Origin of the sequence: Streptomyces sp. NPDC059477 (genome assembly GCF_042749375.1) — a bacterium.
GTDB lineage: Bacteria > Actinomycetota > Actinomycetes > Streptomycetales > Streptomycetaceae > Streptomyces.
Window position 1 is genome coordinate 1 of record NZ_JBHYUG010000053.1, and the last position, 24,389, is coordinate 24,389.

The window sequence follows — 24,389 nt, forward strand, 5'->3', positions numbered from 1 at the left end:
CCAGCTGGTGACGCTGGGGGGTCGGGCCGGGGCCGTCGTGATGCACATGGACGGCTCGCTGGAGGTGCCGACGGCCACCTCGGTCCGCGCGGTCCCGGTGAAGCTGCTGTTCGACAACCGCATCGTCATCAACAACCACCTCAAGCGCGCCCGCGGCGGGAAGATCTCCTTCACGCACCTCATCGGGTTCGCGATGGTGCAGGCCATCAAGGCCATGCCGGCGATGAACTGGTCGTACCAGATCAAGGACGGCAAGCCGACCCTGGTCAAGCCGGTGCACATCAACCTCGGTCTCGCCATCGACCTGGTCAAGCCGAACGGCGACCGCCAGCTGGTCGTCGCGGCGATCAAGAAGGCCGAGTCGCTGAACTTCTTCGAGTTCTGGCAGGCCTACGAGGACATCGTCCGCCGCGCCCGCGACAACAAGCTGACGATGGACGACTTCACCGGCGTCACCGTCTCGCTGACCAACCCCGGCGGCCTCGGCACGGTCCACTCGGTGCCCCGGCTGATGCCGAACCAGTCGGTCATCCTGGGCGTCGGCTCCATGGACTACCCGGCGGAGTTCCAGGGCACCTCCCAGGACACCCTGAACAAGCTCGGCATCTCGAAGGTCATGACGCTCACGTCGACCTACGACCACCGGGTGATCCAGGGCGCCGCGTCCGGCGAGTTCCTGCGGATCGTCGCGAATCTGCTCCTCGGCGACAGCGGCTTCTACGACGAGATCTTCGAGGCGCTGCGCATCCCCTACGAGCCGGTCCGCTGGCTCAAGGACATCGACGCCAGCCACGACGACGACGTCACCAAGGCCGCCCGGGTCTTCGAGCTGATCCACTCCTACCGGGTGCGCGGCCACGTCATGGCCGACACCGACCCGCTGGAGTACCGCCAGCGCAAGCACCCCGACCTCGACATCACCGAGCACGGGCTGACCCTGTGGGACCTGGAGCGCGAGTTCGCCGTCGGCGGCTTCTCGGGCAAGTCCCTGATGAAGCTGCGCGAGATCCTCGGCGTGCTGCGCGACTCGTACTGCCGCACCACCGGCATCGAGTTCATGCACATCCAGGACCCCAAGCAGCGCAAGTGGATCCAGGACCGGGTCGAGCGCGGCCACAGCAAGCCGGAGCGCGAGGAGCAGCTGCGCATCCTGCGCCGGCTCAACGCGGCGGAAGCCTTCGAGACCTTCCTCCAGACGAAGTACGTCGGGCAGAAGCGGTTCTCCCTGGAGGGCGGCGAGTCCGTCATCCCGCTGCTCGACGCGGTCCTCGACTCGGCCGCCGAGTCGCGCCTGGACGAGGTCGTCATCGGCATGGCCCACCGCGGCCGGCTCAATGTGCTCGCCAACATCGTCGGCAAGTCGTACGCGCAGATCTTCCGTGAGTTCGAGGGCAACCTCGACCCGAAGTCGATGCACGGCTCCGGCGATGTGAAGTACCACCTGGGCGCCGAGGGCACCTTCACGGGCCTGGACGGCGAGCAGATCAAGGTCTCGCTGGCCGCCAACCCCTCGCACCTGGAGGCGGTCGACCCGATCCTGGAGGGCATCGCCCGCGCCAAGCAGGACATCATCAACAAGGGCGGTACGGACTTCACGGTCCTGCCGGTGGCGATCCACGGCGACGCGGCCTTCGCGGGCCAGGGCGTGGTGGCCGAGACCCTCAACATGTCGCAGCTGCGCGGCTACCGCACCGGCGGCACGGTCCACGTCGTCATCAACAACCAGGTCGGTTTCACCGCCGCCCCCGAGTCCTCCCGCTCGTCGATGTACGCGACGGACGTGGCCCGGATGATCGAGGCGCCGATCTTCCACGTCAACGGCGACGACCCCGAGGCCGTCGTCCGGGTCGCCCGGCTGGCCTTCGAGTTCCGCCAGGCGTTCAACAAGGACGTGGTGATCGACCTCATCTGCTACCGCCGCCGCGGGCACAACGAGTCGGACAACCCGGCCTTCACCCAGCCGCTGATGTACGACCTGATCGACAAGAAGCGCTCGGTGCGCAAGCTCTACACCGAGTCCCTGATCGGTCGCGGCGACATCACCCTGGAAGAGGCCGAGCAGGCGCTCCAGGACTACCAGGGCCAGCTGGAGAAGGTCTTCACCGAGGTCCGCGAGGCCACCTCGCAGCCGACGCAGGTGCAGACGCCGGACCCGCAGGCCGAGTTCCCGGTCCAGGTGTCCACGGCCGTCTCCGCCGAGATCGTCAAGCGGATCGCCGAGTCGCAGGTCAACATCCCCGACCACATCACCGTCCACCCGCGGCTGCTGCCGCAGCTCCAGCGCCGGGCGGCGATGGTCGAGGACGGCACCATCGACTGGGGCATGGGCGAGACCCTCGCCATCGGCTCGCTGCTCCTGGACGGTGTGCCGGTGCGGCTGGCCGGCCAGGACTCCCAGCGCGGTACGTTCGGCCAGCGCCACGCGGTGATCATCGACCGTGAGACGGGCGCCGAGCACACCCCGCTCCAGTACCTCTCCGAGGACCAGGCGCGGCTGAACGTCTACAACTCGCTGCTCTCCGAGTACGCGGCCATGGGCTTCGAGTACGGCTACTCGCTGGCCCGCCCGGACGCGCTGGTGATGTGGGAGGCGCAGTTCGGCGACTTCGTCAACGGCGCGCAGACGGTCGTGGACGAGTTCATCTCGTCGGCCGAGCAGAAGTGGGCGCAGACCAGCGGTGTCGTCCTGCTGCTGCCGCACGGCTACGAGGGCCAGGGCCCCGACCACTCCTCGGCCCGCCCGGAGCGGTTCCTCCAGCTGTGCGCGCAGAACAACATGACGGTCGCGATGCCCACGCTCCCGTCGAACTACTTCCATCTGCTGCGCTGGCAGTCGCACAACCCGCACCACAAGCCGCTGGTCGTCTTCACCCCGAAGTCGATGCTCCGGCTGAAGGCGGCGGCGTCGAAGGCGGAGGAGTTCACCACCGGCGCCTTCCGCCCGGTCATCGGCGACGACCGTGTCGATCCGGCGGCCGTGAAGAAGGTCGTCTTCTGCGCGGGCAAGTTCTTCTACGACCTGGACGCCGAGCGCCGCAAGCGGGGCGTGAGCGACACGGCGATCATCCGCATCGAGCGCCTGTACCCGCTGCCGGGTGCGGAACTCCAGGCGGAGATCAAGAAGTACCCCAACGCCGAGAAGTACCTGTGGGCCCAGGAGGAGCCGGCGAACCAGGGGGCGTGGCCGTTCATCGCGCTCAACCTGATCGACCACCTGGACCTGGCGGTCGGCGCCGATGTCCCGCACGACGAGCGGCTGCGGCGCATCTCGCGCCCGCACGGCTCGTCCCCGGCGGTCGGCTCCGCCAAGCGCCACCAGGCCGAGCAGGAGCAGCTGGTGCGCGAGGTGTTCGAGGCGTGAGCCACGCGTAGAAGTACCGAGCGACAGGGCCCGGCCCCGGAGGGAGATCTCCGGGGCCGGGCCCTTCGGCTGGGCCGGGGGGGCGGCTCAGATCACCTGCGGCTCGAAGTCCCAGTACGGGCGCCGCCCGGCGAGCATGTGCCGCACCTGGCTGTGCTCCGCGAAGTAGGTCTCCGTCAGCCCCTGTACCGCCTGCTCGCGCACGGCCTCGGCCTGTGCCCGCTCCCCGGCGGTGTCGAGGTCCTGGGCCAGTCCGGCCGCGAGGTTGAGGGTAAGGACATGGGCGGGGCCGACCACCGTACGGGCACGGGCCAGGGCGTCCTGGCTCAGGGCCACCGCCCGCTCCAGCTCCCCGGTGTGCGACAGCGCGGTGGCGTGGTTCATGGCACAGCCGATGGACCAGACGTGGGAGGTGCTCAGCGCCCGCTCCATCCCGGCCCGGGCCCGTTCCGCCCGGATCAGGGCGGCCCCGTACTCGCCCTGGTCGCCCTGGACGAGGGCGCAGTTGTCCAGCGTCCCCACCACGTACGGATGGCCGGCGCCGAGCAGGGCGACATAGCTCGCGTGGGTCGTCTCGATGAGGTCGCGGGCCTCCTCCAGCTCGCCGATCTCGCGCAGCAGCATGGCGTAGTCGGAGCCCAGCATCAGGATCTCCGGGTGGTCGGGGCCGTGCCGGCGCAGCATCCGCTCGTGGGCCTCGCGCATCAGCGACCGGGACCGCAGGGTCGCGCCCTCGCGGCGCAGGCACAGCGCGAGGTTGTGCTGGGCCAGCAGGGTCTGGCCGTGGTTGCGGCCGTAGACCTCGGTGCGGCGGCGGAAGTTCAGCTCCTGGATGTCGAGGGCCTCGCCGTAGCGGCCGAGCAGGCGCAGGGTCCAGGCGGTGCCGAGGGCGGCGTCGAGGGTCGCCGGGTCGCGTCCGCCGCTCAGCGCGATCCATGCCTCCAGCACCTCCCGGTGCAGGACCAGGGACTCCTCGTAGCGGCCCAGCAGGCGGAGCGCGATGGCGAGGTTGCTGCGGATGTCGAGGGTGCGCGGCACCTCGCGGTCGCCGAGGACGGTGGTGGCCTGTTCCAGGGCCTCCTCGTACAGGGCCCGGGCCTGTTCGTAGCGGCCCAGGGTCATCAGGGTGCCGCCGAGGCCGTTCTTGGCGCGCAGTTCCTGGACGGGGCTGTGGTCGGGGCTGGCGACGATCCGTTCCAGGACGGCCCGGCCGGTGCGTTCGGCCTCGGTGTACCGGCCGAGGCGGCGCTCCATGTTGGCGAGCTGGTGGACGGCCCTGAGCACCGAGGGGTCGGTGGGGCCGGAGGCGGTGGTCCAGGATCTGACGGCGGCCTCGCTGAGCCGGCGGCCCTCCTCGTACTCGCCGCGCACCCGCAGGTATTCGATGCAGTTCAGGACGAGCACGCGGACGTCGAGGTCGGTGGAGTCGAGCGCGCCGGTGGGTTCCAGATGCGGGATCACCTCGGCGTAGCGCGGCCAGTGCAGACGGTCGCCGGGGCGGCGCGGGTCGGCGGCGACCAGGACCCGGCGGGCGGTCTCGGCGGCCTGCCGGGCCTCCTCCGGGCCCAGGTGGTTGCGGGCGAAGCGGTGGAAGAGGCGGTGCATGCGCAGGGTGCCGACGGTCTGGGTGTCCATCGGGCCCTGCTCGTACTCCAGGCTCATCGAGGCGGCCTCGGACAGCACCCGCAGGGCGGTGTTCCAGCTGCTGGGCTCGGTGACCAGGGAGACGAGGTGGCCGGGCAGATCGCCGGGGCGGGCCGACTGCACCAGGCCGAGCGGGATCACGTCGGGGGAGAAGAAGGCGAACAGGGAGAGCAGGTCGTAGGCGTTGGGGTGGCGGTCGCGCAGGGAGTTGACGGTCTGTGCCCAGGCGGCGCGGAACTCCTTGCGGTACTCGTCGGAGGAGACCACGGGCACGGCGTGCGGGTCGCCGTCGCGCAGGGTGGTGATGTAGTTCTCGATGTCGGCGGTGGGGTTCAGCTCCACCCAGGCGGCGGTCTGGTCCATCAGCAGCGGGGAGTCCTCGACGACGGCGGCCAGCCGGTCGGCCTGTCCGGGGCTGAGCCGGGCGCTGCGCCGGCAGGCGAAGTCGACCGACTCCTCGCGCTCGAAGGGCGGCACCTCGATCTCCTGGTCCACCCAGCGGTGCCACTGTCTGCGCAGCGTGGTGACCAGGATGTGCCCGGTGGACGCGTCGGGGAGCAGGGTCTCCACGTCCTTGGGGTCGTCGGCGCCGTCGAGGACGACCAGCCAGCGGGTGCGTTCGCCCAGGGCGCGTTTGGCGGCCTCGATCCGGCGGGGCAGCGCGTCCCCGGTGTCCGCCTCGACGCCCAGCCGGTCGGCGAGGCGCGCGAAGTCGTCGCGGGCGCGGGTCCGTACGGTGGCGCGGACCCACCAGACGATGTCGTACTCGCCCTTGTAGCGGTGCACGTACTCGGTGGCCGTCTGGGTCTTGCCGATGCCGCCGGGGCCGCGCAGGGCGATACGGGTGCCCTCGCCGCCCTCGGTGAACGCGCGGTGCATGGTCTCCAGGACGCGTTCACGGCCCGTGAAGTCGCGCAGGTGGCGGGGGGCGTTGTGGAAGGCGGGGGCGTCGTCGGGGAAGCGGGGGCCGCGCATCCGGTCGAGGGTGACGGGGCCGCCGGTGGGCGGGGTGACGCCCAGTGCTTCGAGCAGTACGGCGGCGGCGCGGTCGGCGTCCAGGCCGCGCAGCTGGACCACGCGGCCGAGCCGCTCGGCGGCCTCCGGGAAGCTGGTGGCGGTCAGGGAGGCGGCGGTGATCCGGGGGCCGTAGGCAGGCATCACCCGGTCCAGTACGGAGGCCCAGGCCAGTCGGCGGGTGTCGTCGAAGCGGAGGAACCAGTCGTCGATGAGGAGCAGGACCAGGCCGGGTTTCTCCAGCAGCTCGGTCAGCCGCTCGGGTGCGGGTGCCGTGCGCAGGGGGTCCCAGCGCACCGACTCCGCCACCACGTGGGCGTGCGCCAGCCGGTGCTCGATCCACGTCGCCCAGGACCAGGACTGTCCCGCGTAGACGACCGTGACACGCTGTGGGGACGGAGAGGACATGCGGAGGGTCTCCTTCCGGCGTGGCCGAGCGCCGCGCCGCGCTGAGTCAACTCCACGTTAGACCAGACTGGTTGACGATACGGAGAGCTGCTCGCCGATCCTGCGCGCCGCGTGCCGGATGATGTGCTCCAGGTCGGCACAGTGCACACTCGGGTGGCGGAAGTGGCCGGTGGGAGGGGCGTAGCGGTGGGCGTAGGTGCCGCCGCCGCAGACCCGCACCACGGGGCAGCTGCGGCAGACGTCGCCGAGGGCGTCGAGTCCGGCGCGCAGGGCGGCGATCCGGGGGTGGCGCAGGGCCTCGTCGAAGGAGTGCCGGAAGACGTCGAGGCCGGTGACGGGGGCGCCCTCGAAGGCCGCCTTGAGGGAGTCGACGCGTTCGAGGGTGCCGTCCGTCTCGACGACGACGGCGGTGATCGGGGACAGTCCGATCGCGTCGGTCCGCGAGGCGCCGCCGAGCAGCAGCGCCACGATCTCGCTGAACAGCCGCACCCGGGGACGCGCTTGGCCCGGGTCGTCCCACCACAGGTCGAAGACGGCGGCCAGCCACTCGCCGTACGGGGCCGGGGCGGGCCGGTGCCGGCCGGGCGGGCGGCTGCCCCAGTGGAGGTGCGGCAGCAGGAAGTCCAGCGAGGGCGGCCCGAGACCGCACAGCGTGCGGTACACCTCCGCCGGGTCGGTGGCCGGGTCGACGGTGCACAGGATCCCGGCGTACGCGTCCGGCCGCCGCCCGGCGAGCAGCAGCGCGGCGCGCTGTGCGGCGGCCCAGGACGAGCGGCCCGCGTGATCGACGCGACGCGCGTTGAGGGCGGCGGTGCCGCCATCGAGGCTGAGGCCGATGTGGATCCCCGCGTCGGCGAGCCGGTCGAGGGCGCCGGGGGTGAGCAGCGTCCCGTTGGTCTGCACGGTGGCCGTCACGACCGTCCCCGCCGGCACGGCGTCCCGCACGGCGTCGGCGTATCCGACGACCGGTCCGGGCCCGGTCAGCAGCGGCTCCCCGCCGTGCAGATCGACCCGCACGGCCCGGATCCGGTGCGCCGCCACATGCTCACCGATCCGCGCGGCGGTACGCCGTACGACGTCGTCCCCCACCCTTACGGGCCGCTCCCGCCAGCTCTGGTCGGGCCCGGTGTAGATGTAGCAGTAGGTGCAGGCCAGATTGCACCGGCTGTGCACCTTGAGCACGAACTGCCGGAACCCGTCCCCGCTCACGAACGCCCCCCGGGCCGCGGCGGCGGCTGCGGCTGCGGAGGCGGCGGCTGCGGAGGCGGCGGATCCGGCGAGTCCCGGAAGTAGGCGAAGTCGGGCTCGCCCGTGTTCTCCCGCGCCCGCAGTTCGGCCAGCACCTCGGCGATGACGGGATGCGCACAGCCCACCGGCCGCTCGAAAGCGGGCAGCGCGGTGTCCCGGCCCCCGTCGGACTCCGTCATCCCACACCCCCGCCGTCCCCGGCCAACTCCCGGACCCCGCCCATCACCGGACCGCCCGCACCCACCCCGGCCCTCACACCCCACCTCCGCAATCCCACGCCCCGGTCACCGGCGGTCGCCGGGTCCGCGCCGCTTCCCGGTCCGCCCAACGCCTCAGGTGCTCCGGCAACTCCCGCGCCCGTCCGGGCCTGGCGGTACCCGCCGGCCAACGCTCCGGGTGGGCGGGCAACACCCGCGCCCGTCTCGGCCCGGCTACACCCGCCGACCAACACCCCGAGTGGGCCGGCAACACCCGCGCCCATCGCGGCCCGGCCGCACCCGCCGACCAACACCCCGAGCAGTCCCGCAACACCCGCACCCGTCCTGACCACCAGCGGCAGACCCGTACCCGAGCCCCGGCCCGGCGACTCCCGCCCTGGACCCCGGCCCCCACAGCGGCCGGCCCCAGCGGCACTCCCCCGACGCCGACCTTCACACCCCACCTCCGGGATCCCACACGCCGGGCGTCTCCGCCGCGCGACGCCCGGGGAAGTCCGGCAGCACCCGCGCCCACCTCGACCGCACCCGTCCGCCATGGGCAGACCCGCACCCCGACCCCGGCCCCACAGCAGCCGGCCCCACCGGCACTCCCCCGACGCCGACCGTCACGCCCCACCTCCGGGATCCCACACGCCGGACCCGGACCACCCCGGCCGCGTCCGCCGCCTGGCGCCCTGGGCGACCCGCTGGATTCCGTGTCCGGGGCACGCCGACCGCAGCCGCCGCCCCGGTGCTCGACCGGCGCCCGCGAGCCGGTCGGCCCGCCACCCGCGTACGCCGCCCGGCAACGCCCCTCCCCGCACTCGCCCCGCTCCCCGGCAACGGTCGACGCGCCCGGCACCACCCCGCTCGCCGAAGCCCCCTCACCCCACACCCCAGCCGTCCCATTCCACCGAGTCCAGCAGGTCGCGGGCGTCGGTCGCCTCCTGGGAGTCCGTCAGGCCCGCGGCCCTGTAGAGGCGCAGGGCCGTGCGGTACTCCGCTGCCGCTCGGGCGGGGGCGGCGGCCCGGGTCAGGGCGGTGGCGCGTTCGACGCGTATCCGGGCCTCGGCCGCCGGGAGGGACAGGTCCCGGTAGAGTTCCGCGGCCCGCAGCAGGTGTTCGGGGACGTCCTCCAGGTCGGAGCGGGCGCCGGTGCGCTCGGCGAGGCGGCGGGCGGCGTCGGCGCGCAGCCGCCAGGCGCGGGCGGCGAGGAGGCCGTCGTCGCTCTCGCGGGCGGCCGTGCCGAGTATCCAGTCGGCCTCGTGGAGGTCGGACAGCCCGCCCCGGTCCCGGAACCGCCGGACCAGCGCCTCGCCCAGTTCGACGCGGTGCCCGGGGAGTTCGGGATCGTGGGCCTGGGACTCGTCGACGGCCATGCGCAGCACCCGTATGGCGTCGTTCCACTCCCGGGCCGTGCCCAGGGCCAGTCCGAGGCGGTGCAGCAGGGCGGGCCGGGCCGGGTCGTCGAGCGGGAGCGCTCCGGCGGCCTGCCACCAGGACCAGACGGCGGACTCCAGGTCCTGGGGCGCGCGGGTGAGCCCGTGGGTCGTCAGATAGGCGCCGCCGAGCCGGTCGAAGCACAGCGAGCGCAGGGTGTCGTCCCCGGCGGCGTGGTCGAGTGCCTGCTGGAGGACGTCCACGACGCTGCGCCGGACGCCGGGGTCGGTGCGGGCGGGCCCGGTCAGTTCGAGGGCCTCGGCGGTGTCCAGGCAGACCCGGGCCAGTTCGGGCGCCGCCGTGCCCTCGGCGGCCAGCAGGGGCAGCGCGTCGCGGAAGGCCGCCTCGGCGGCCTCGGCGGTACGGAAGGCGAGGTCCCGCAGCTCGGCGGAGTCGCCCGCGCGGGCGTCGGTGTGCCGGGCCAGCGCGAGCAGGGCGCGGGCCTCGAAGAGCCGGGCGCCGGGCCGCTCGTCGTGCAGCCGGTGCTGGGTCGCCAGGCCCGCCGCGACCGTGAACCACCGGGCCGCCCGCTCCTGCGGATCACCCTCGTCCGGCCCGAGCGCCGCGCGTCCGTACCGGGCGATCAGCGAGGCCGCCGACAGCGCCGCGCCGGCCCGCAGGGCGAGGCCCCGGTCGGCGAGCGCGGGTTCCGTGCCCGGCGGCAGGTCCGCCAGCCGCCGCAGCACTCGTTCGTAGGCCAGCAGGGCGAGGCGTGCCGGGGCCGCGCCGGGTTCCCCCAGGTCACGGGCGAGGCCGGCGGGGACTCCGGCGGCGGCCCGCCCCGAGGTCTCCAGGTCGGCGGCGATCAGCAGCAGGATCTGCGCCTCCGTGAGCAGCCCGGCGGTGTCACTCTCGGAGGGCTCGGGCAGCGCCTCGTACGCCTCGCGCAGATTGTCGGCCGCGCCCGCCGCCCGCCAGCGGGCCAGCAGCGCCTCGGCGAGCCGGCCGCGCAGGGCCCGCCGGTCGTCCGCGCGCCGCTCCGCGTCCAGCGCCCGGCGCAGCAGCCCGATGCCCTCGTCGAGGTCGCGGGCGGTGCCCTGCCCGGCGTACCGGCCGAGCAGGGCGTGGGCGCGGGCGGCGAGTTCGCCGGGGCCGGTGCCGGGGGACGCGGTGGGGGCCCGGCCGTAGCGGGCGAGGACCTGGGAGGAGATCCGGGCGAAGGCGCGCAGCAACTGACCGTCGGTGCCGTCCTCGGCGCCGCCCGGCGCTCCGGCGGCGCCGGAGAGGTAGGCGGCGGCGAGCGCGGGGAAGTTCCGCGCGGAGCGCCCGTACTGCCGCTCCACGTACTGCGAGCTGTGCTTCAGCACCAACTGGGCCTCGCCGCCCGGCAGATGCCTCAGCAGTTCCTCGCGGACGCCGCCGATGAACTCGTATCCGCCGTCCGTGACGCCGTCGCTGCGGCGCAGCAGTCCGCCGAGCAGCACCTCCGCCATCGCGTCGGGGCCGCTGGCGGGCAGCATCGCGCGCTGCACGACCTGCATGACGGGCAGTGCGAGCGGCACGGTGGCGAGGTACTCGGCCAGCCGTCGGGCGTCCTGGGAGGCGGTGCGGCGAAAGGCCCGTACCCGCGTGCGGGCGTCGACGTCGTGGGTGGCGCGCGGGCGCCGGGTGGCCGGCGGGTGGTCGGGGCGGACCCAGGCGGCGGAGGCGGTCAGGCGCTGGGCGGTGGCGTCGCAGACCAGGCGCACCCAGTTGCCCAGGGAGGCCGGGCGCAGCGCGAGCACCGGGACGGGCAGGGCGCCGGCGGGCCGTGGCCCGGCCCGCTCGGAGCGGAACTCCAGTCCGGCGGCGGGGCCTTCGCGGCGCAGCAGTTCGCCGGAGAAGGCGGGCAGATGGGTGGTGCGCCACATGCGCTGGGGCAGCGGCTGGAGGACGGCGAGCGGGGCGCAGGAGGCCCAGGCGTGTAATTGGCGCTGCATCCGGCCGCCGCGCCACAGGGGTCCGGCGCAGTCGCTGAGCACCAGGGTGAGCCGGCGTCCGCCGGGGTCGCGCAGCAGGCCGGGGCCCGAGGTGGGCGCGGCCGGGTCGGGCGAGGTGCTGACCCGTACGTCGTGCCCCGCACCCTCGTGCAGATAGTGGACGCGGACCTCGCTGAAGGCCCCGGCGCGTTCGCAGACCTGGCGCAGTTCGCTGAGGGTGTCCCGCCAGACGACGGTGGAGGAGGAGACGTCCATGACGAGTTGCAGCCGGGCCTCGCGGCGGCGCGCGGGGGACGGTACGGGGATCACGATCCCGGTGTCCGCGGCCCGCTCGGCGGTGGCCTCCTCGTCCACCCGCCCGTGGCCGGGCCCGCCGGGGGGCCGGCCGGGCGGCCGGTAGCGGCCGAGGGGACGCAACGCGCGTTGCAGGGCGAGCGGATCGGGCAGTACGGAGGCGGTGGGCACCCGTGCGGAGACGACGGCTGCGGCCGAGTGCGCGCCCGGTCCGGCGCCGGGGGCCGCCGCGGGGGGCGGGCCGTCCGGTGGGCGGCGGTCCGCGCCGGGGGGCCCGGCGGGGACGGCGAGGGACGCCTCGGGGGGTGTGGCGGGCGGGGCTCCGGACGGCCCCGGCGGGGCGGGTACGGAGGGGTCGGCGGGGGTGTCGGGCAAGGGGGCGCTGGTCGCCGTACCGGGAAGGTGGCGGGCGAGCCAGAGCGCGTCCGCGAGTTCCTCGGCGTCCGGAGCGAGCCCGGCCTCGTGCAGCCGGCGGGCGAGCGACTCCAGGGAGGCGGCGACGGTCATGGCCCGGTTACCGCGGCCCGGCGTCGAAGGAGCCCATCAGGAGCCGGGCGAGTTCGGCGCGGCGCGGGCTGCCCGGCGGGGCGACCCGCTGGGTGAGGAAGATGGCGTTGAGCAACTGGTCCGTGGGGCGCGGCGCCCCGCCCCGGTCGGCGGTGAACATCTCCACCAGGTCCTGGTGCTCGGCGTCGGCGCCGTCGCCGAAGTGGGCCTGCACCATCGCGGCGAGGCGCTGGCCGCGCGGCGGGTCGAGGTGCAGGTGGATGCAGCGGCGCATCAGCGGGGCCGGGAACTCGCGCTCGCCGTTGCTGGTCATCACGATCACCGGGAAGGCGTGACAGCGCACCCGCCCGCCGGTGACCGGCACCCGCCGGCCGTCGTCGGTGAGGACCCGCACGGTCCGCTGCCCGGCCCGGTCGGCGATGCGCTCCAGGGCGGGGATGACGAACTCGCCCTCCTCCATCACGTTCAGCAGGTCGTTGGGGAGGTCGATGTCGCTCTTGTCCAGCTCGTCGATGAGCAGCACGCGGGGGCGTTTCATGGGCAGCAGCGCGGTGCCGAGGGGGCCGAGGCGCACGTAGTGGGCGACGGAGGGCTCGGGGGTGGGGTCCGTGGGCTCGGTGGGGGTGGTGGGGCCGCCCGCGTGTGCCGTGTCCGCCGTGCCGGAGGTCCCAGCAGCCCCGGTGGTCCCACCGGCCCGGGCAGTCCCACCAGCCCCGGTGGGCCGGGCGAGCCGGGCGGGCCAGGCGGCGGGCTGCGCCTGGGCGTCCTGGAGGCGCCCGATGGCGTCGTACTCGTACAGCCCGGACCGCAGTTCGGTGCGGCTGACGATGGGCCATTGCAGCACCCGGCCGAGGTCGAGTTCATGGGCCAGGGCGTGGGCCAGGGTGCTCTTGCCCGCGCCGGGGTCGCCGGTGACCAGCAGGGGGCGCCGCAGGAAGAGGGCCGCGTTGATGAGGTCGATGGCCCGCTGCTCCTGGACCGGCAGCGGCGGGCGGTCGCCCAGGCGCCGGGAGGAGGCGCTGTCGAGGGGCGGCACCTCGTAGACGTCGTCCAGGGGTTCGCCGTCGAAGCGGCGCCAGCGCGGGGGCTCCGGCAGCGACTCGATCCGCTCGCGCGCCGGGACGCCCTCACCGCGGTAGACGGGCCACTCGCTCATGGTTCGCTCCTCGTCCTCGACGCTCGATGGAACGGCACGGCACGGCCGACGAGGGCGAGCGGCGCCCACAACGGGCCCCTGAAAACGTACCCATCCACACCCCCCGCACGACAGATTTTCGGACAGGGACGTCCCGGTGCCGCCGGGAAACCGGCGTGCGGCACGGAACACTCCAGGGGAAATCCGGTGAGCTTCATGGGGCGTCGAACACCCCTTCCTCCGCGGGTAGCGGGCGCCGGGGGTCGTCGTAGAGCACGGCGACGCTGTCGGCCCAGTGCCGTCCGTTGCCCTTGCTGATGTGCTCTCTGATACGGCGGAGCCGCTCGGGGAGTTCAGCCGGGTGCGTCACGTCGGCGAGGAATCCGAGGGTGGAGCGGTGCAGTTCGTCGCAGCCGGGCCCGCACGACGGGCCCGTGTGTTCACCGTGGTGCCACAGGGCGACACCGTGTCCGGCGTCCAGCGCCCGGCGCATCGCATGCTGCCCGGCCCCGGTCCCGGCCCGCCGGCACTGCACGGGGATCTCGCCCGGGTCGAGGTCGTCGAAGTGGCGGGCGTGCGGCCCGCCGCCGTCGAAGACGGTGTTGCGCGCGGTGAGCCGCCGGCCGGCGAGCATGCCGTACCAGCGCCGCTCCCAGGATTCGGCCGGAACTCCCCGGCGCCCGATGTCGCGAATCACCACAGAACGGCGCACACCGAGCAGTTGCTGGCGCGCGGTGTCCCACAGGGGCGCGGAGTCGTAGATCTGCCATTCATGGACGGGGGTGTCGAAGTGCCGTAGATCCAGGGCGACTTCGAGGGGCGCGGGCAGCTCGGGCGTGTCGACCGCCTTGAAGGCGTCGGCGAGCGGGCGGGCGATCACCGACCGCAGCCGGATCAGTTCGACGCCGGGTCCGGTGGTGTCGCCGTCGCGCGGTACGTCGCTGTCCTCGCCGCCGTCGTCCACGCGCAGTGTCCAGTAGACCCGGGAGACGTCGTCGTCCAGCGGCTCCAGCTCCAGCAGGACGACGGGACGCTCGGGGTACGGCGGTACGGTCCCGGTCCGGGCGGGGAGCAGCCCGTCGGGCAGGGTGGCGTCGCGCACGTTGGTGTGCAGGGAGGGCGGCACCCAGGCCAGCCGCTCCTCGATCCAGTCGCCGAGCCGCCGCACCGGCACGGGGTCGGCGGGCGCGGGGTCGAAGGGCTCGGGGTCGTGGGGCGCGGGGTCGTGGGCCTCCAGGAACAGTTGCACGAGCCGCAGATAGCGCAGGAAGACGTACGCCCCCTGCGGCTGGTCCCCCTCGTAGAGCTGGCCGTGGCCGTCGCGCCAGGTGACGGGGAGATGGGGCCGGCCGGGGGGATCGTCGCCGCGGGCCCGGCGGACCAGCAGGGTGACGGTGTGCGGGGCGTCGGGGGGCGCGACCTCGGCGAGCAGCGCGAGCGCCTGCCGGCGGTCGACCGGGGACCAGGCGTCGCCCTCCCGCCCGGCGGCGCCGCCCGGCAGTTCCAGCTGGCGGCTGACCCAGTTGTGCATCTCCTTGCGCCGGCCGTGGTGCCAGACGTCGTGCGCGGCCATGATCCGGGGGTAGTGGTCCTCGAAGCGGCGCATCAGGGACACGGCGAGGGACAGCCCGCCGGTCTGCTCGGCGCGGCGGCTCTTGATGACGGCGACGACCGCGCCGGTGGCCGAATCCAGGACGGGGCCGCCGGAGACGCCTTCGGGGAAGAGGTTGCTGGGGCCCAGCCGCAGCCCGTAGGGCCCGTCCTGGGAGCTGACGGTCGCCTGCCCGTACCAGGCGGAGGCGGCGCCGCCCTCGGCGGGCCGGTAGCCGTACACCGTCCGGTCCTCGCCCAGCGGATGGTCGGAGCGGTCGCTGAGCCAGACGCACTCGTGGCGCACGGCGGGGTCGGTGAGCCTGACCAGCGCCAGATCCTGCTCGACGGGCAGCACGGTCCATTCGTCGGGCTCGGCCCCGATGTCGCCCTCGTACAGACAGGCCTCCAGCCGGGCGGCGACGGGCCGTCCGTCGTGCAGGCCGGGCCCCCGCACCCGGAACTCGTCCCCGCCCGCCTCCCCCACCCGGCCGAGCAGCACATGCGCGCAGGTCAGCACCCAGCCCGGCGCGACGAGGAAGCCGCTCCCCCACATCTCATCGGCGCCGGGCCGCGCCGAGTGGAAATGCACCGTGGCGTTCTCGATGAGGGTCCTGAGCCGGGGGTCTTGCCTGTCAGGCATCCGCGGAGGGGGTGGAGGTTGAGGTGGGGGCGGATCCGGTGGCTGGTCCGGCGATGGCCCAGGTGCCGGGCCTCGCGGTGGACCCGGGGCCGGATTCGGTGGCCGGCCCGGCGGCGGAGGCGGTTGCCGTCCCGGCGCTGGGCCTGGTGACCGACCCGGCGGACGCTGTTACCGACCCGCCGCTGGGCCTGGTGGCCGACCCGGCGGCGAACGCTGTCGCTGCCCCGGCGATGGACCAAGTACCGGATCCGGTGGGGGACCCCGTGCCGAAATCAGTCGCCGGCCCGGCGCTGGAACCGGCGCCTGGTCCCGCGACGGACGTGGTGGCTGGTCCGGCGATCGACCAGCTGCCGGACCCGGGGGATCCCGCACCGGATTCGGCGGTGGCTCCCGTGCCGGATGCGGTGACTGGTCCGGCGGCGCCTGCGGTGGCTGGCCCGGAGATGGACCCCGTACCGGACCCGAGAAGGGTCTCCGTACCGGATCCGCCGGTGGACCCGGTACCGGAAGCGTCGGTGGACCTCGTACCGGAAGCGTCGGTGGACCTCGTACCGAACCCCAGAGGGGACCCCGTGCCGGGTCCGGCGGTGGGCCCGGTGGAGGCGTGCGGGGCGGCGGGTCCGGTGGAGGGCTCGGCGGACGGGGCGGCGCCTTCGGCGGAAGGCCCGGTCGAAGGCGCGGTCGAAGGGTCGGCGGTAGGCCCCGTCGAAGGGGCGGCGGAAGGCCCGGTGGAAGGGGCGGCGGCGGAGCGCGCGCGGCGCTCGTCGAGCTTCCACACCAGGCTGACCTGGAGGGATGCCTTGGCCTCCCCGTCCGCGAGTACGGCGACGGCCTTGCCCGGCTTCGCCACGATCTCCACGCCGAAGGTGATGGTCGCCTCGTCCGGCCGCGCCGAGCGCGCCGCGTCCAGCACCGACTGGCCGACGCCCTGGATCAGCTCGCCCAGCTGTTCCAGTTTGGCCACGGCGGCGCGGCCCACCCCGATGTCGCGGTCGTCCGACCCGTATCCGCCGGGTTTCGCCGGTCCTCTCGTCGGTGTGACCCGGGCCAGTACCGTCTGGCCTCCGGGCAGCGTGATCTCGCGCAGCGTTTCGTCCATGGCTCCCCCGCCCTGTGCGGCTCCGCTCGCCCCGGCCCGACGCTCGTCCGGCCACGGGCTTTCGAACTGCGTCGAGGCTAGCCCTCCGCACGGTTGCGCAGGCAGACCGGTAACCGGCCAAGTGGCGCATATTCTGAAGGCATGTACTTCACCGACCGAGGCATCGAAGAACTGGAGAAGCGGCGCGGCGAGGAGGAGTTCACCTTCGAGTGGCTCGCCGAGCAGTTGCGTACGTTCGTGGATCTCAACCCGGACTTCGAGGTGCCCGTGGAGCGGCTGGCGACATGGCTGGCGCGGTTGGACGACGAGGAGGACGAGTAGGCGAGCGGGGAAGCAGGGGGCAGGGGAGGGTCGGTCGGCGCCGGGAGGTGCCGGGTGTTTCGGTCGCGGGCGTCCGTATCGGGGCGCCCGCTGTGATGTGGGTGGGGCGGGCCGCTCACGGAGGCGGGGCCGGTCGCCGGACCGAGCCGGTCGCGAGGACGGCGTCAGTCGCGGGGCCGCGTCAGGTCGTACGCGAGGCCCAGCGTGCCGTGGGCCAGCAGAAGGGCGCCCGCGGTGAGCCAGCCGGGGCTGCGGCGGCGTAGGGCCCAGACGGCGAGGGGGAGGCCGGCGGCGATCTGGGCGAGGGCGAGGATTCGGGCCTCGGGGCGGCCGGACCAGGGCAGATACGGGCCCAGGCGGCTGTCCTCGATGGCCTCCAGTTCCGTACGGGCCGTCTCGCGCAGGGTGGAGCGATCGATCCGCCGCACGCCGGACCGGTCCCGGAGCGCCGCGTGCAGGGCGGCGGTGGCGGTGCCGGGGGCGAGACCGGCGGGGAGGTCGACGCCCACGCGGGAGAGCACCGCCAGCAGACCGAGCAGCCGGGCGCGGGCGTCGGCCGCGGGGTCCGGCTCGGCCAGCCGGTCGAGGGACTGCGCGTCCAGTACGGGGTCCAGGCCCAGGCGCGCGGCGAAGGTGCGCATGGCCTCGTCCTCACCGGCCGGGGTGCCGTCGGCGAGCCAGACGTAGCCGACGGGCCGGCGGAAGCCGGAGGCGAGGGCGTAACCGGCGCGGTCCCGGTCCCACCAGAGCGCGAGTACGGACCAGGGGGCGCCGACGCCCAGCGCGGTGGCCCAGCCGGTGGCCACCCGGTCGACGGGTTCGCCGTCATCGGCCCAGGGCCTGCCTTCGGGGACCAGCACGCTCCACTCCTCGCCCGCGGAGATGAGCAGCATCGGCTCGGGCAGGAGATGGGCCACGGGGGCGACGGAGTCGGCCGGGGCGCGGCAGAGCAGCAGGGCGCCGGGGGCGGCGGTGCCGGGGCGTGGGCCCGGCGTCAGGTCATCCGACGGCATGGTTCACACGCTAGGGCAATTTGTCCGATTAGGCGGGATCGACGGGACGCAACGGCCGACCACCGACCGCTTACCTCTGACCACTAACCACTGAGCTGACCACTAACCACTGAGCGCCGACTACTGACCGCCCCCCTCGGTCACCGACCGTCGGCTACTCACAGTCACCGGAACGGGTGCATTCGGCGGCGCACATCCGCGACTGTCTTGACTTTCCGGTTCCGCGATATATCGTGTTTCTCGGAAGACGCGATATGGCGCGTGTCGGCCGGTCGGGCCGGTGCCGGTTGGGCCGGTGCCGGTCGGCCTGCTGCTGGTCGGGGTGTTGTGTCTGTCGGGTTGTTGTCTGTCGGGAGGTCTGCACCATGTCCGAGTGGTCCGTCGCGGAGCCGAGGAAGCTCACCTTCGACGAGCCCGTGAGCGAGCTCCAGGTACGCATAGTCAACGGAACGGTGAACGTGGTGGGGACCGACGAGAGTTCCCCCCGCCTGGAGATCTCCGAGATCGAGGGCCCGCCCCTGATGGTCACCCAGCAGGACGGCACCCTCACGGTGGCTTACGAGGACCTGCCCTGGAAGGGCTTCCTGAAGTGGCTCGACCGCAAGGGCTGGCGGCGCAGCGCGGTCGTCTCCCTGGCGGTGCCGGTGCGCACCCGCGTCGAGGTGGGCGTGGTGAGCGCCAACGCCATGCTGTCGGGGGTCGAGGGCCGCGCCGAGGTGAAGGGCATCTCCGGGGACACCACGCTGGTCGGCCTCGCGGGCCCGGTGCGCGCCGACACGGTCTCGGGAAGCCTGGACGCCCAGGCGCTCAGCGGCGACCTGCGCTTCAACTCGGTGTCGGGGGACCTCACGGTCGTCGAGGCGGGTTCGTCGGTGAAGGCGGAGTCGGTGAGCGGCTCGATGATCGTCGACCTGGACCCGGCGGGCCGCCCGACGGACATCAACCTCACCAGCGTCTCCGGCGAGATCGCCATCCGGCTCCCGCACCCGGCCGACGCCGAGGTGGAGGCCAACACGGCGAGCGGCCATGTCTCCAACGCCTTCGAGGATCTGCGGGTGGGCGGCCAGTGGGGCGCCAAGCGGATCACCGGACGGCTCGGCGCGGGCAACGGCCGGCTGAAGGCCACGACGGTCTCCGGCTCCATCGCCCTGCTGCGCCGCCCGGCGGCGGAGGAGGAGCCGTGGCACCTGGACCCGCAGGACGCGGTGATCGTCCCGGAGGAACCGCGGGCACCGGAGCGACAACGGCCGGAGCCGCGGCGGACGGAGAACACGGGGAACGCTGGGAACGCTGGGAACGCGACAAACACAGACGCCGGAACCACGGCGGACCGGACACCGGAAGCCACACCGGAATCCACACCGGCGGCCACATCGGAATCCGCGCCGGAATCCACATCGGAACAGCCGTCGGGGGAAACATCGGGGGACCGTCCGAGGGAGAATGCCGCTTCCGGCCCGGACACCGGCGACAGCGCCGGTCCGACGGACGGCACGACTGACAAGAAGGTGCTCTGACATGCCCCCCGTCTTCGCACATGGCCGGCTCCGCCTCTATCTGCTGAAGCTGCTCGACGAGGCCCCGCGCCATGGCTACGAGGTGATCCGCCTCCTGGAGGAGCGGTTCCAGGGGCTGTACGCGCCGTCGGCGGGCACGGTCTATCCGCGACTGGCCAAGCTGGAGGCCGAGGGCCTGGTCACCCACACCACCGAGGGCGGCCGGAAGGTGTACGCCATCACGGACGCGGGCCGCGCCGAACTGGCCGACCGCAGTGGTGAACTCGCCGATCTGGAGCTGGAGATCCGGGATTCGGTGGTGGAGCTGGCCGCCGAGATCCGGGCCGACGTGCGCGGCGCGGCGGGGGATCTGCGCCGCGAGATGCAGGCGGCGGCGAGCGAGGCCCGGCGCACAGCGGGCGGCGACGACGGCGGTCCGGGACCCGGCGATCTCGGGGAGCACATCGGGGACTTCGCGGAGAAGGAGGCGTGGCGCGCGGCCAAGGAGGAGATGCGGCGCGTCAAGCAGGAGTGGAAGGAGCAGGCGCGACGCGCCAAGGACGAGAGCAGGCGGGCCCGCGAGGAGGCCCAGCGGGCCAGGCGCCAGGCCAAGGAGGCCCAGGACCGGGCGCGTGCGCAGGCGTCGGAGGAGGTCCAGCGCATCGCCCGCCGGGTGCAGGAGCAGGTCCAGGACCACTTCACCCGGGGCGACTGGCCGACGGGCGTCCGCGAGGGGATCACGGAACTGGCGAAGGAGTTCGGGGACTTCGGAAAGGACTTCGGCAAGGACCTGGGCCGCGACTTCGGCTTCGGCCGGGGCACCGGAAAGCCGTCCTCGCGTACGGAGCCGGAGTACGAGCCGGCGTACGAGAAGGCGCCGGAGGACATCCCCGTCGACTATGAGCCGTCCTGGGCCCATGAGTCACCGTCCGGCGACCCGGCCCGCGACCTCGACCGTCTGCTGGACCGCTTCCGCGACGACATCCGCGACACGGCCCGCGACCACGGGGTGACCGGGGACCAGCTCCGCGACGCCCTCCGCCATCTGTCAACGGCGGCGGCCCACATCGGGGCGCTGCTGCGGGAGCCGAAGGAGTAGGGGGCAGGGTGCTCGGGGGAGTCGGCTTCCCCACTCCCCACTCCCCCTGATGCACCCCCATTGACGCACCCCCCGATGGAAAGCCACCAACCACCCCGGAGCCCCTCACCCCGGAGCCCCTCACCCGCCTCCCCTCGGGTCGGGAACCCCTCACCCCGCCTTCGCCACACCCCCACCCCCGTCCCCGAGCACCCGGACCACCGACTCATAGGTCACCCCATGGTCGGCGAGGACCTCGGAGACGACACCGCGCCCGCTCGTCAGGGCGAGCAGGATGTGCTCGTCGCCGATCCCGCGTTCGCGGCGGGCGAGGGCGATGTGGAGGGACTGTTCAAGGACGTCCTTGGCGGCACGACTGAAGGAGCGGTGGCCGCGCCACCAGCTCTTGTCCTGGCGGTCACCGGACATCGCGCCGACGCCGTGCACCTCCTCGACACGGGAGACGATCTCGGTGACATCGATGCCGAGCCCGGCGAGGGCGTCGGCCTCGGCCTTGGACAGCCCGGCCCGGCGGCGGGCGTCGGTGAGGGCCGCCTTGATGGCGTCGCCGCCGCCGCGGAGTCCGAGGGCGGCGAGCGCGAAGGAACCCTTGCCGCCGGGCCCGGTGGCAAGGGCCAGCAGGAGATGCTCGGTCTCGACCGTGCCGGAGCCCGACCGCTCGGCCTCGTCGACCGCGCCCGTGACGACCTCGCGGGCGTCCTTGGTGAACCGTTCGAACATCATCGCCTCCCATACTTCTTGTGCACGGCCTGCCTGCTGACCCCGAGTTCCGCGGCGATCTCCTGCCACGACCACCCTTGATTGCGCGCACTGCGCACCTGCACCGCCTCCAACTGCTCCAGCAGCCGGCGCAGCGCGGCGACGGCCCGCAACCCGACCCGCGGGTCGCGGTCACCGGCGCGTTGAGCGAGATCCGTTGCTTCGGTCATGATGTCAACCTACATTGACACACTTCGAACGTCAACCACAGTTGACAGGAAGGGCGTACGAAAGGCGGGCGGGCGCATATCCGAGCCCCCACCCGCCTTTGCGATCAACCAACCACCGGCATTACCGATGCCCCAGCACGATCTTCCCGAACAGCCCGCCGGACTCCATCCGCTCGAACCCTTCCCGCGCCCGGTCCAGCGGCAGCACCTGATCGATGACGGGCCGGACCCCCGTGGCGGCACAGAAGGAGAGCAGGTCCTCAAGCTCGTCCTTGGTGCCCATGGTGGAACCGACGATCTTCAGCTCCAGGAAGAACACCCGGGTGAGTTCGGCGTGCGAGGGCCGGTCGCCGCTGGTGGCACCGGAGATGACGAGGGTGCCGCCGGGCCGCAGGGACTTGATGGAGTGCGACCAGGTGGCGGCGCCGACGGTCTCGATCACGGCGTCGACGCGCTGCGACAGCCGCGCCCCCGGCTCGACCGCTTCGACGGCACCGAGCTCCAGGGCCCGCTTGCGCTTGGCCTCGTCGCGGCTGGTGGCGAAGATCCGCAGCCCGGCGGCCTTGCCGAGCACGATGGCGGCGGTGGCGACCCCTCCTCCGGCGCCCTGGACGAGGACGGAGTCACCGGGCCGTACACCGGCGTTGGTGAAGAGCATCCGGTAGGCGGTGAGCCAGGCGGTGGGGAGACAGGCGGCCTCCTCGAAGGAGAGTTCCCGGGGCTTGGGGAGCACGTTCCAGGCCGGTACGGCGACTTGTTCGGCGAAGGTGCCCTGGTAGCGCTCGGTGAGGATGGAGCGGGGCTCCTTGGGGCCGACGCCGTGCCCGGTCTGGCCGATGACGGAGTGCACGACGACCTCGTTGCCGTCCTGGTCGACCCCGGCCGCGTCGCAGCCGAGGATCATCGGCAGCCGGTCCTCCGGGAGACCGACGCCGCGCAGGGACCAGAGGTCGTGATGGTTGAGGGAGGCGGCCCTGACATCGACGACGGTCCAGCCGGGAGGGACCTCGGGGGCGGGCCGCTCCCCCAGTTCAAGTCCGTCGAGCGGTCGGTCACGGTCGATACGGGCGGCGTAGACAGCGAACATGCCGCCGACGATAGGTCGCCCACCCACCCCAAGGAACAAGCACACCCTGTGACGCATCCCCCCTTGCCAACAATCAGGCAGAGGAACAACGCCCACGCTTCTAGGGGCGCGGGGAACTGCGCGACCAGCCACCCCCCACCCGCACCACCCCCACCACCCCGTCACCCCCCACCCCCTGGGCCGACGCCCCCCGTCAAACAAACCCGCACGGGTGGGCGGGTGGGCAAAGAAAAAGGCCCCGCCCAACCGGACGGGGCCCCAAACACCAGGTCAAGCCAGCGCTAGCGCACCGCTACCGTCGCGCAACCCCATCCGCCCGAGCCGCCGCGGCCACCGCCGAGGTGACCGCAGGAGCAACCCGCTCATCGAACGGAGAAGGGATCACATAAGCCGCCGACAGATCGTCACCGACGACCCCCGCGAGGGCCTCCGCCGCCGCCAGCTTCATCCCCTCCGTGATCCGGGAGGCCCGCACCTGGAGCGCCCCCGCGAAGATCCCGGGGAAGGCGAGCACGTTGTTGATCTGGTTCGGGAAGTCGGAGCGCCCGGTGGCGACGACCGCCGCGTACTTGTGCGCGACGTCGGGGTGCACCTCGGGGTCCGGGTTGGCCATGGCGAACACGAACGAGCCCGGCGCCATGGAGGCGACCGCCGCCTCCGGCACCGTACCGCCGGAGACGCCGATGAAGACGTCGGCGCCCGCGAGCGCCCCCTCCAGCGACCCGCTCAGGCCGCCCTTGTTGGTGAAGGACGCAAGCTCCCGCTTGACCGGCGTGAGGTCGTCCCGGTCGGCCGAGACGACACCGCGGCGGTCGGTCACCGCCACGTCCCCGATCCCGGCGTCGATGAGGATCCTGGCGATGGCGACCCCGGCCGCACCGGCGCCGGAGATCACCGCCCGCAGTTCCCCGAGCGCCTTCCCGCTCAGCCGCGCAGCGTTCCGCAGCGCCGCCAGCGTCACGACCGCCGTACCGTGCTGGTCGTCATGGAAGACGGGGATGTCGAGCCGCTCCTGGAGCTTGCGCTCGATCTCGAAGCACCGCGGCGCCGAGATGTCCTCCAGGTTCACGCCGCCGAAGGACGGCGCGAGCCGCACCACGGTCTCCACGATCTCGTCCACGTCCGTGCAGGCCAGCGCGATCGGAACCGCGTCGACACCGCCGAACTGCTTGAACAGGATCGCCTTGCCCTCCATCACCGGGAGGGACGCCTCGGGACCGATGTCCCCGAGGCCGAGCACGGCCGTGCCGTCGGTGACGACGGCGACGACCGAGGACTTCCAGGTGTAGTCGTTGACCAGGTCCGGCTGCTCGGCGATCGCGCTGCACACTTTCGCGACGCCGGGTGTGTATGCGAGGGACAGGTCGTCCTTGTCGCGCACCGGCACGGTGGCCTGCACGGCCATCTTGCCGCCGCGGTGCAGCGCGAACGCCGGATCGATGGAATCGAGCGAGCCGAGGGGCGCCCCGGCTTCGCGATCCATGTCCGTGCCGGCGCCGCGAGGATTGACGATCTCCGCTGCCACGTTGTCTGACCCCTTAGATGTTCAGGTTGAGGGTGGCCGCCTCTGGTCCAAGAGGCGGGCGGGACCGTGCACGACCTGTGGATGCTGTGATGCCTACGGGCGTGCACGACGGGCACGCCGCACACGCGCCCTGTGCCCCGGATGAGGGGTGTAAAGAACCTTCATACCTGACGACCGGCGTCGCGGACGAGTCCATAACGCGAAGGTCACACGCATCACGCGAAGATCACGGGCCACCGGCCGGCACCCCGGCACCCGCACGGCGACACATCCGCGAATATCGCAAATATCGCGACAGGGGCAGACGAAATCCTCGCCGAACGCGCATTCGTCGGCAAACAGGCCGCACCAACCGCCCCCACGACAGACCCGACCGAAGATCTTCCGGTCAGAAGTGTCGATTCCTGAAGAAGGTCCGGC

16 protein-coding genes are annotated in these 24,389 nt (G+C 73.2%); 4 read left to right on the forward strand and 12 right to left on the reverse strand.

All coding sequences use genetic code 11. The annotated features are described in order from the left end of the window. The first annotated feature begins 7 nt into the window (after positions 1-7). Positions 8-3,361 carry a multifunctional oxoglutarate decarboxylase/oxoglutarate dehydrogenase thiamine pyrophosphate-binding subunit/dihydrolipoyllysine-residue succinyltransferase subunit gene (locus tag ACFXAZ_RS24655; RefSeq protein WP_384595316.1) on the forward strand — a complete coding sequence of 1,118 codons (3,354 nt, stop codon included), beginning with the start codon at positions 8-10 and terminating at the stop codon, positions 3,359-3,361. Between the two features lie 87 nt (positions 3,362-3,448). Here ACFXAZ_RS24655 and fxsT read toward each other — a convergent pair whose 3' ends face one another. From fxsT to ACFXAZ_RS24690, 7 genes are all read right to left on the reverse strand, one after another. Then, a complete protein-coding gene (gene fxsT / locus ACFXAZ_RS24660) occupies positions 3,449-6,427 on the reverse strand; it encodes an FxSxx-COOH system tetratricopeptide repeat protein (protein ID WP_384595194.1) in 2,979 nt (992 codons plus the stop codon). A 57-nt stretch (positions 6,428-6,484) separates the two neighbouring features. Beyond that, positions 6,485-7,636 (reverse strand): FxsB family cyclophane-forming radical SAM/SPASM peptide maturase, encoded by a 1,152-nt coding sequence (locus ACFXAZ_RS24665; RefSeq protein ID WP_384595197.1) that lies wholly within the window; start codon positions 7,634-7,636, stop codon positions 6,485-6,487. After that, positions 7,633-7,854 carry a hypothetical protein gene (locus ACFXAZ_RS24670; RefSeq protein WP_384595200.1) on the reverse strand — a complete coding sequence of 74 codons (222 nt, stop codon included), beginning with the start codon at positions 7,852-7,854 and terminating at the stop codon, positions 7,633-7,635. The genes ACFXAZ_RS24665 and ACFXAZ_RS24670 overlap by 4 nt, the downstream gene beginning before the upstream one ends. 902 nt (positions 7,855-8,756) lie before the next feature. Further along, positions 8,757-12,032 carry an SAV_2336 N-terminal domain-related protein gene (locus ACFXAZ_RS24675; protein ID WP_384595203.1) on the reverse strand — a complete coding sequence of 1,092 codons (3,276 nt, stop codon included), beginning with the start codon at positions 12,030-12,032 and terminating at the stop codon, positions 8,757-8,759. Positions 12,033-12,039: 7 nt separating this feature from the next. Further along, positions 12,040-13,188, reverse strand: coding sequence for an AAA family ATPase (locus ACFXAZ_RS24680; protein WP_384595206.1), 1,149 nt, complete (start codon positions 13,186-13,188; stop codon positions 12,040-12,042). 193 nt (positions 13,189-13,381) lie between these two features. After that, the gene (locus tag ACFXAZ_RS24685; protein ID WP_384595209.1) at positions 13,382-15,400 is read right to left on the reverse strand and encodes a trypsin-like peptidase domain-containing protein; all 2,019 of its coding nucleotides are present in this window, start codon (positions 15,398-15,400) and stop codon (positions 13,382-13,384) included. Next, positions 15,393-16,499, reverse strand: a complete 1,107-nt coding sequence (locus tag ACFXAZ_RS24690; RefSeq protein WP_384595212.1) for a CU044_2847 family protein — start codon at positions 16,497-16,499, stop codon at positions 15,393-15,395. The genes ACFXAZ_RS24685 and ACFXAZ_RS24690 overlap by 8 nt, the downstream gene beginning before the upstream one ends. Positions 16,500-16,640: 141 nt before the next feature. Here ACFXAZ_RS24690 and ACFXAZ_RS24695 point away from each other — a divergent pair, with 141 nt between their 5' ends. Continuing rightward, complete coding sequence (locus ACFXAZ_RS24695) at positions 16,641-16,820, forward strand: DUF6104 family protein (protein ID WP_366832645.1); 180 nt, start codon at positions 16,641-16,643, stop codon at positions 16,818-16,820. 164 nt (positions 16,821-16,984) lie between these two features. Here the strand turns inward: ACFXAZ_RS24695 and ACFXAZ_RS24700 are convergent, their stop codons facing one another. Continuing rightward, entirely contained in the window at positions 16,985-17,833 is an 849-nt protein-coding gene (locus ACFXAZ_RS24700; RefSeq protein ID WP_384595216.1) for a hypothetical protein, read from the reverse strand. A 365-nt stretch (positions 17,834-18,198) separates the two neighbouring features. Between ACFXAZ_RS24700 and ACFXAZ_RS24705 the strand changes: the two genes are divergently transcribed. Together ACFXAZ_RS24705 and ACFXAZ_RS24710 are read left to right on the forward strand one after the other, a co-directional pair. Beyond that, positions 18,199-19,350, forward strand: coding sequence for a DUF4097 family beta strand repeat-containing protein (locus ACFXAZ_RS24705; RefSeq protein ID WP_384595219.1), 1,152 nt, complete (start codon positions 18,199-18,201; stop codon positions 19,348-19,350). Position 19,351: 1 nt separating this feature from the next. Next, a complete protein-coding gene (locus ACFXAZ_RS24710; protein WP_384595222.1) occupies positions 19,352-20,428 on the forward strand; it encodes a helix-turn-helix transcriptional regulator in 1,077 nt (358 codons plus the stop codon). Between the two features lie 150 nt (positions 20,429-20,578). Here the strand turns inward: ACFXAZ_RS24710 and ACFXAZ_RS24715 are convergent, their stop codons facing one another. From ACFXAZ_RS24715 to ACFXAZ_RS24730, 4 genes are all read right to left on the reverse strand, one after another. Beyond that, complete coding sequence (locus ACFXAZ_RS24715; protein WP_384595319.1) at positions 20,579-21,148, reverse strand: Clp protease N-terminal domain-containing protein; 570 nt, start codon at positions 21,146-21,148, stop codon at positions 20,579-20,581. Continuing rightward, positions 21,148-21,357, reverse strand: coding sequence for a helix-turn-helix domain-containing protein (locus ACFXAZ_RS24720; RefSeq protein ID WP_382692900.1), 210 nt, complete (start codon positions 21,355-21,357; stop codon positions 21,148-21,150). Before ACFXAZ_RS24720 ends, ACFXAZ_RS24715 begins: the two co-directional genes overlap by 1 nt. 121 nt (positions 21,358-21,478) lie before the next feature. Continuing rightward, positions 21,479-22,444 (reverse strand): zinc-binding dehydrogenase, encoded by a 966-nt coding sequence (locus ACFXAZ_RS24725; RefSeq protein WP_384595226.1) that lies wholly within the window; start codon positions 22,442-22,444, stop codon positions 21,479-21,481. Positions 22,445-22,736: 292 nt separating this feature from the next. Further along, entirely contained in the window at positions 22,737-23,969 is a 1,233-nt protein-coding gene (locus tag ACFXAZ_RS24730; RefSeq protein ID WP_384595229.1) for an NADP-dependent malic enzyme, read from the reverse strand. Positions 23,970-24,389 lie beyond the last annotated feature (420 nt).

Bases quoted from the DNA above. Each gene is read 5' to 3' on its own strand.
- fxsT (WP_384595194.1), bottom strand. From the start codon at position 6,427: ATGTCCTCTCCGTCCCCACAGCGTGTCACGGTCGTCTACGCGGGACAG.
- ACFXAZ_RS24690 (WP_384595212.1), bottom strand. From the start codon at position 16,499: ATGGACGAAACGCTGCGCGAGATCACGCTGCCCGGAGGCCAGACGGTA.
- ACFXAZ_RS24720 (WP_382692900.1), bottom strand. From the start codon at position 21,357: ATGACCGAAGCAACGGATCTCGCTCAACGCGCCGGTGACCGCGACCCG.
- ACFXAZ_RS24705 (WP_384595219.1), top strand. From the start codon at position 18,199: ATGTCCGAGTGGTCCGTCGCGGAGCCGAGGAAGCTCACCTTCGACGAG.
- ACFXAZ_RS24675 (WP_384595203.1), bottom strand. From the start codon at position 12,032: ATGACCGTCGCCGCCTCCCTGGAGTCGCTCGCCCGCCGGCTGCACGAG.
- ACFXAZ_RS24680 (WP_384595206.1), bottom strand. From the start codon at position 13,188: ATGAGCGAGTGGCCCGTCTACCGCGGTGAGGGCGTCCCGGCGCGCGAG.
- ACFXAZ_RS24725 (WP_384595226.1), bottom strand. From the start codon at position 22,444: ATGTTCGCTGTCTACGCCGCCCGTATCGACCGTGACCGACCGCTCGAC.
- ACFXAZ_RS24670 (WP_384595200.1), bottom strand. From the start codon at position 7,854: ATGACGGAGTCCGACGGGGGCCGGGACACCGCGCTGCCCGCTTTCGAG.
- ACFXAZ_RS24695 (WP_366832645.1), top strand. From the start codon at position 16,641: ATGTACTTCACCGACCGAGGCATCGAAGAACTGGAGAAGCGGCGCGGC.
- ACFXAZ_RS24700 (WP_384595216.1), bottom strand. From the start codon at position 17,833: ATGCCGTCGGATGACCTGACGCCGGGCCCACGCCCCGGCACCGCCGCC.
- ACFXAZ_RS24715 (WP_384595319.1), bottom strand. From the start codon at position 21,148: ATGTTCGAACGGTTCACCAAGGACGCCCGCGAGGTCGTCACGGGCGCG.
- ACFXAZ_RS24710 (WP_384595222.1), top strand. From the start codon at position 19,352: ATGCCCCCCGTCTTCGCACATGGCCGGCTCCGCCTCTATCTGCTGAAG.
- ACFXAZ_RS24685 (WP_384595209.1), bottom strand. From the start codon at position 15,400: ATGCCTGACAGGCAAGACCCCCGGCTCAGGACCCTCATCGAGAACGCC.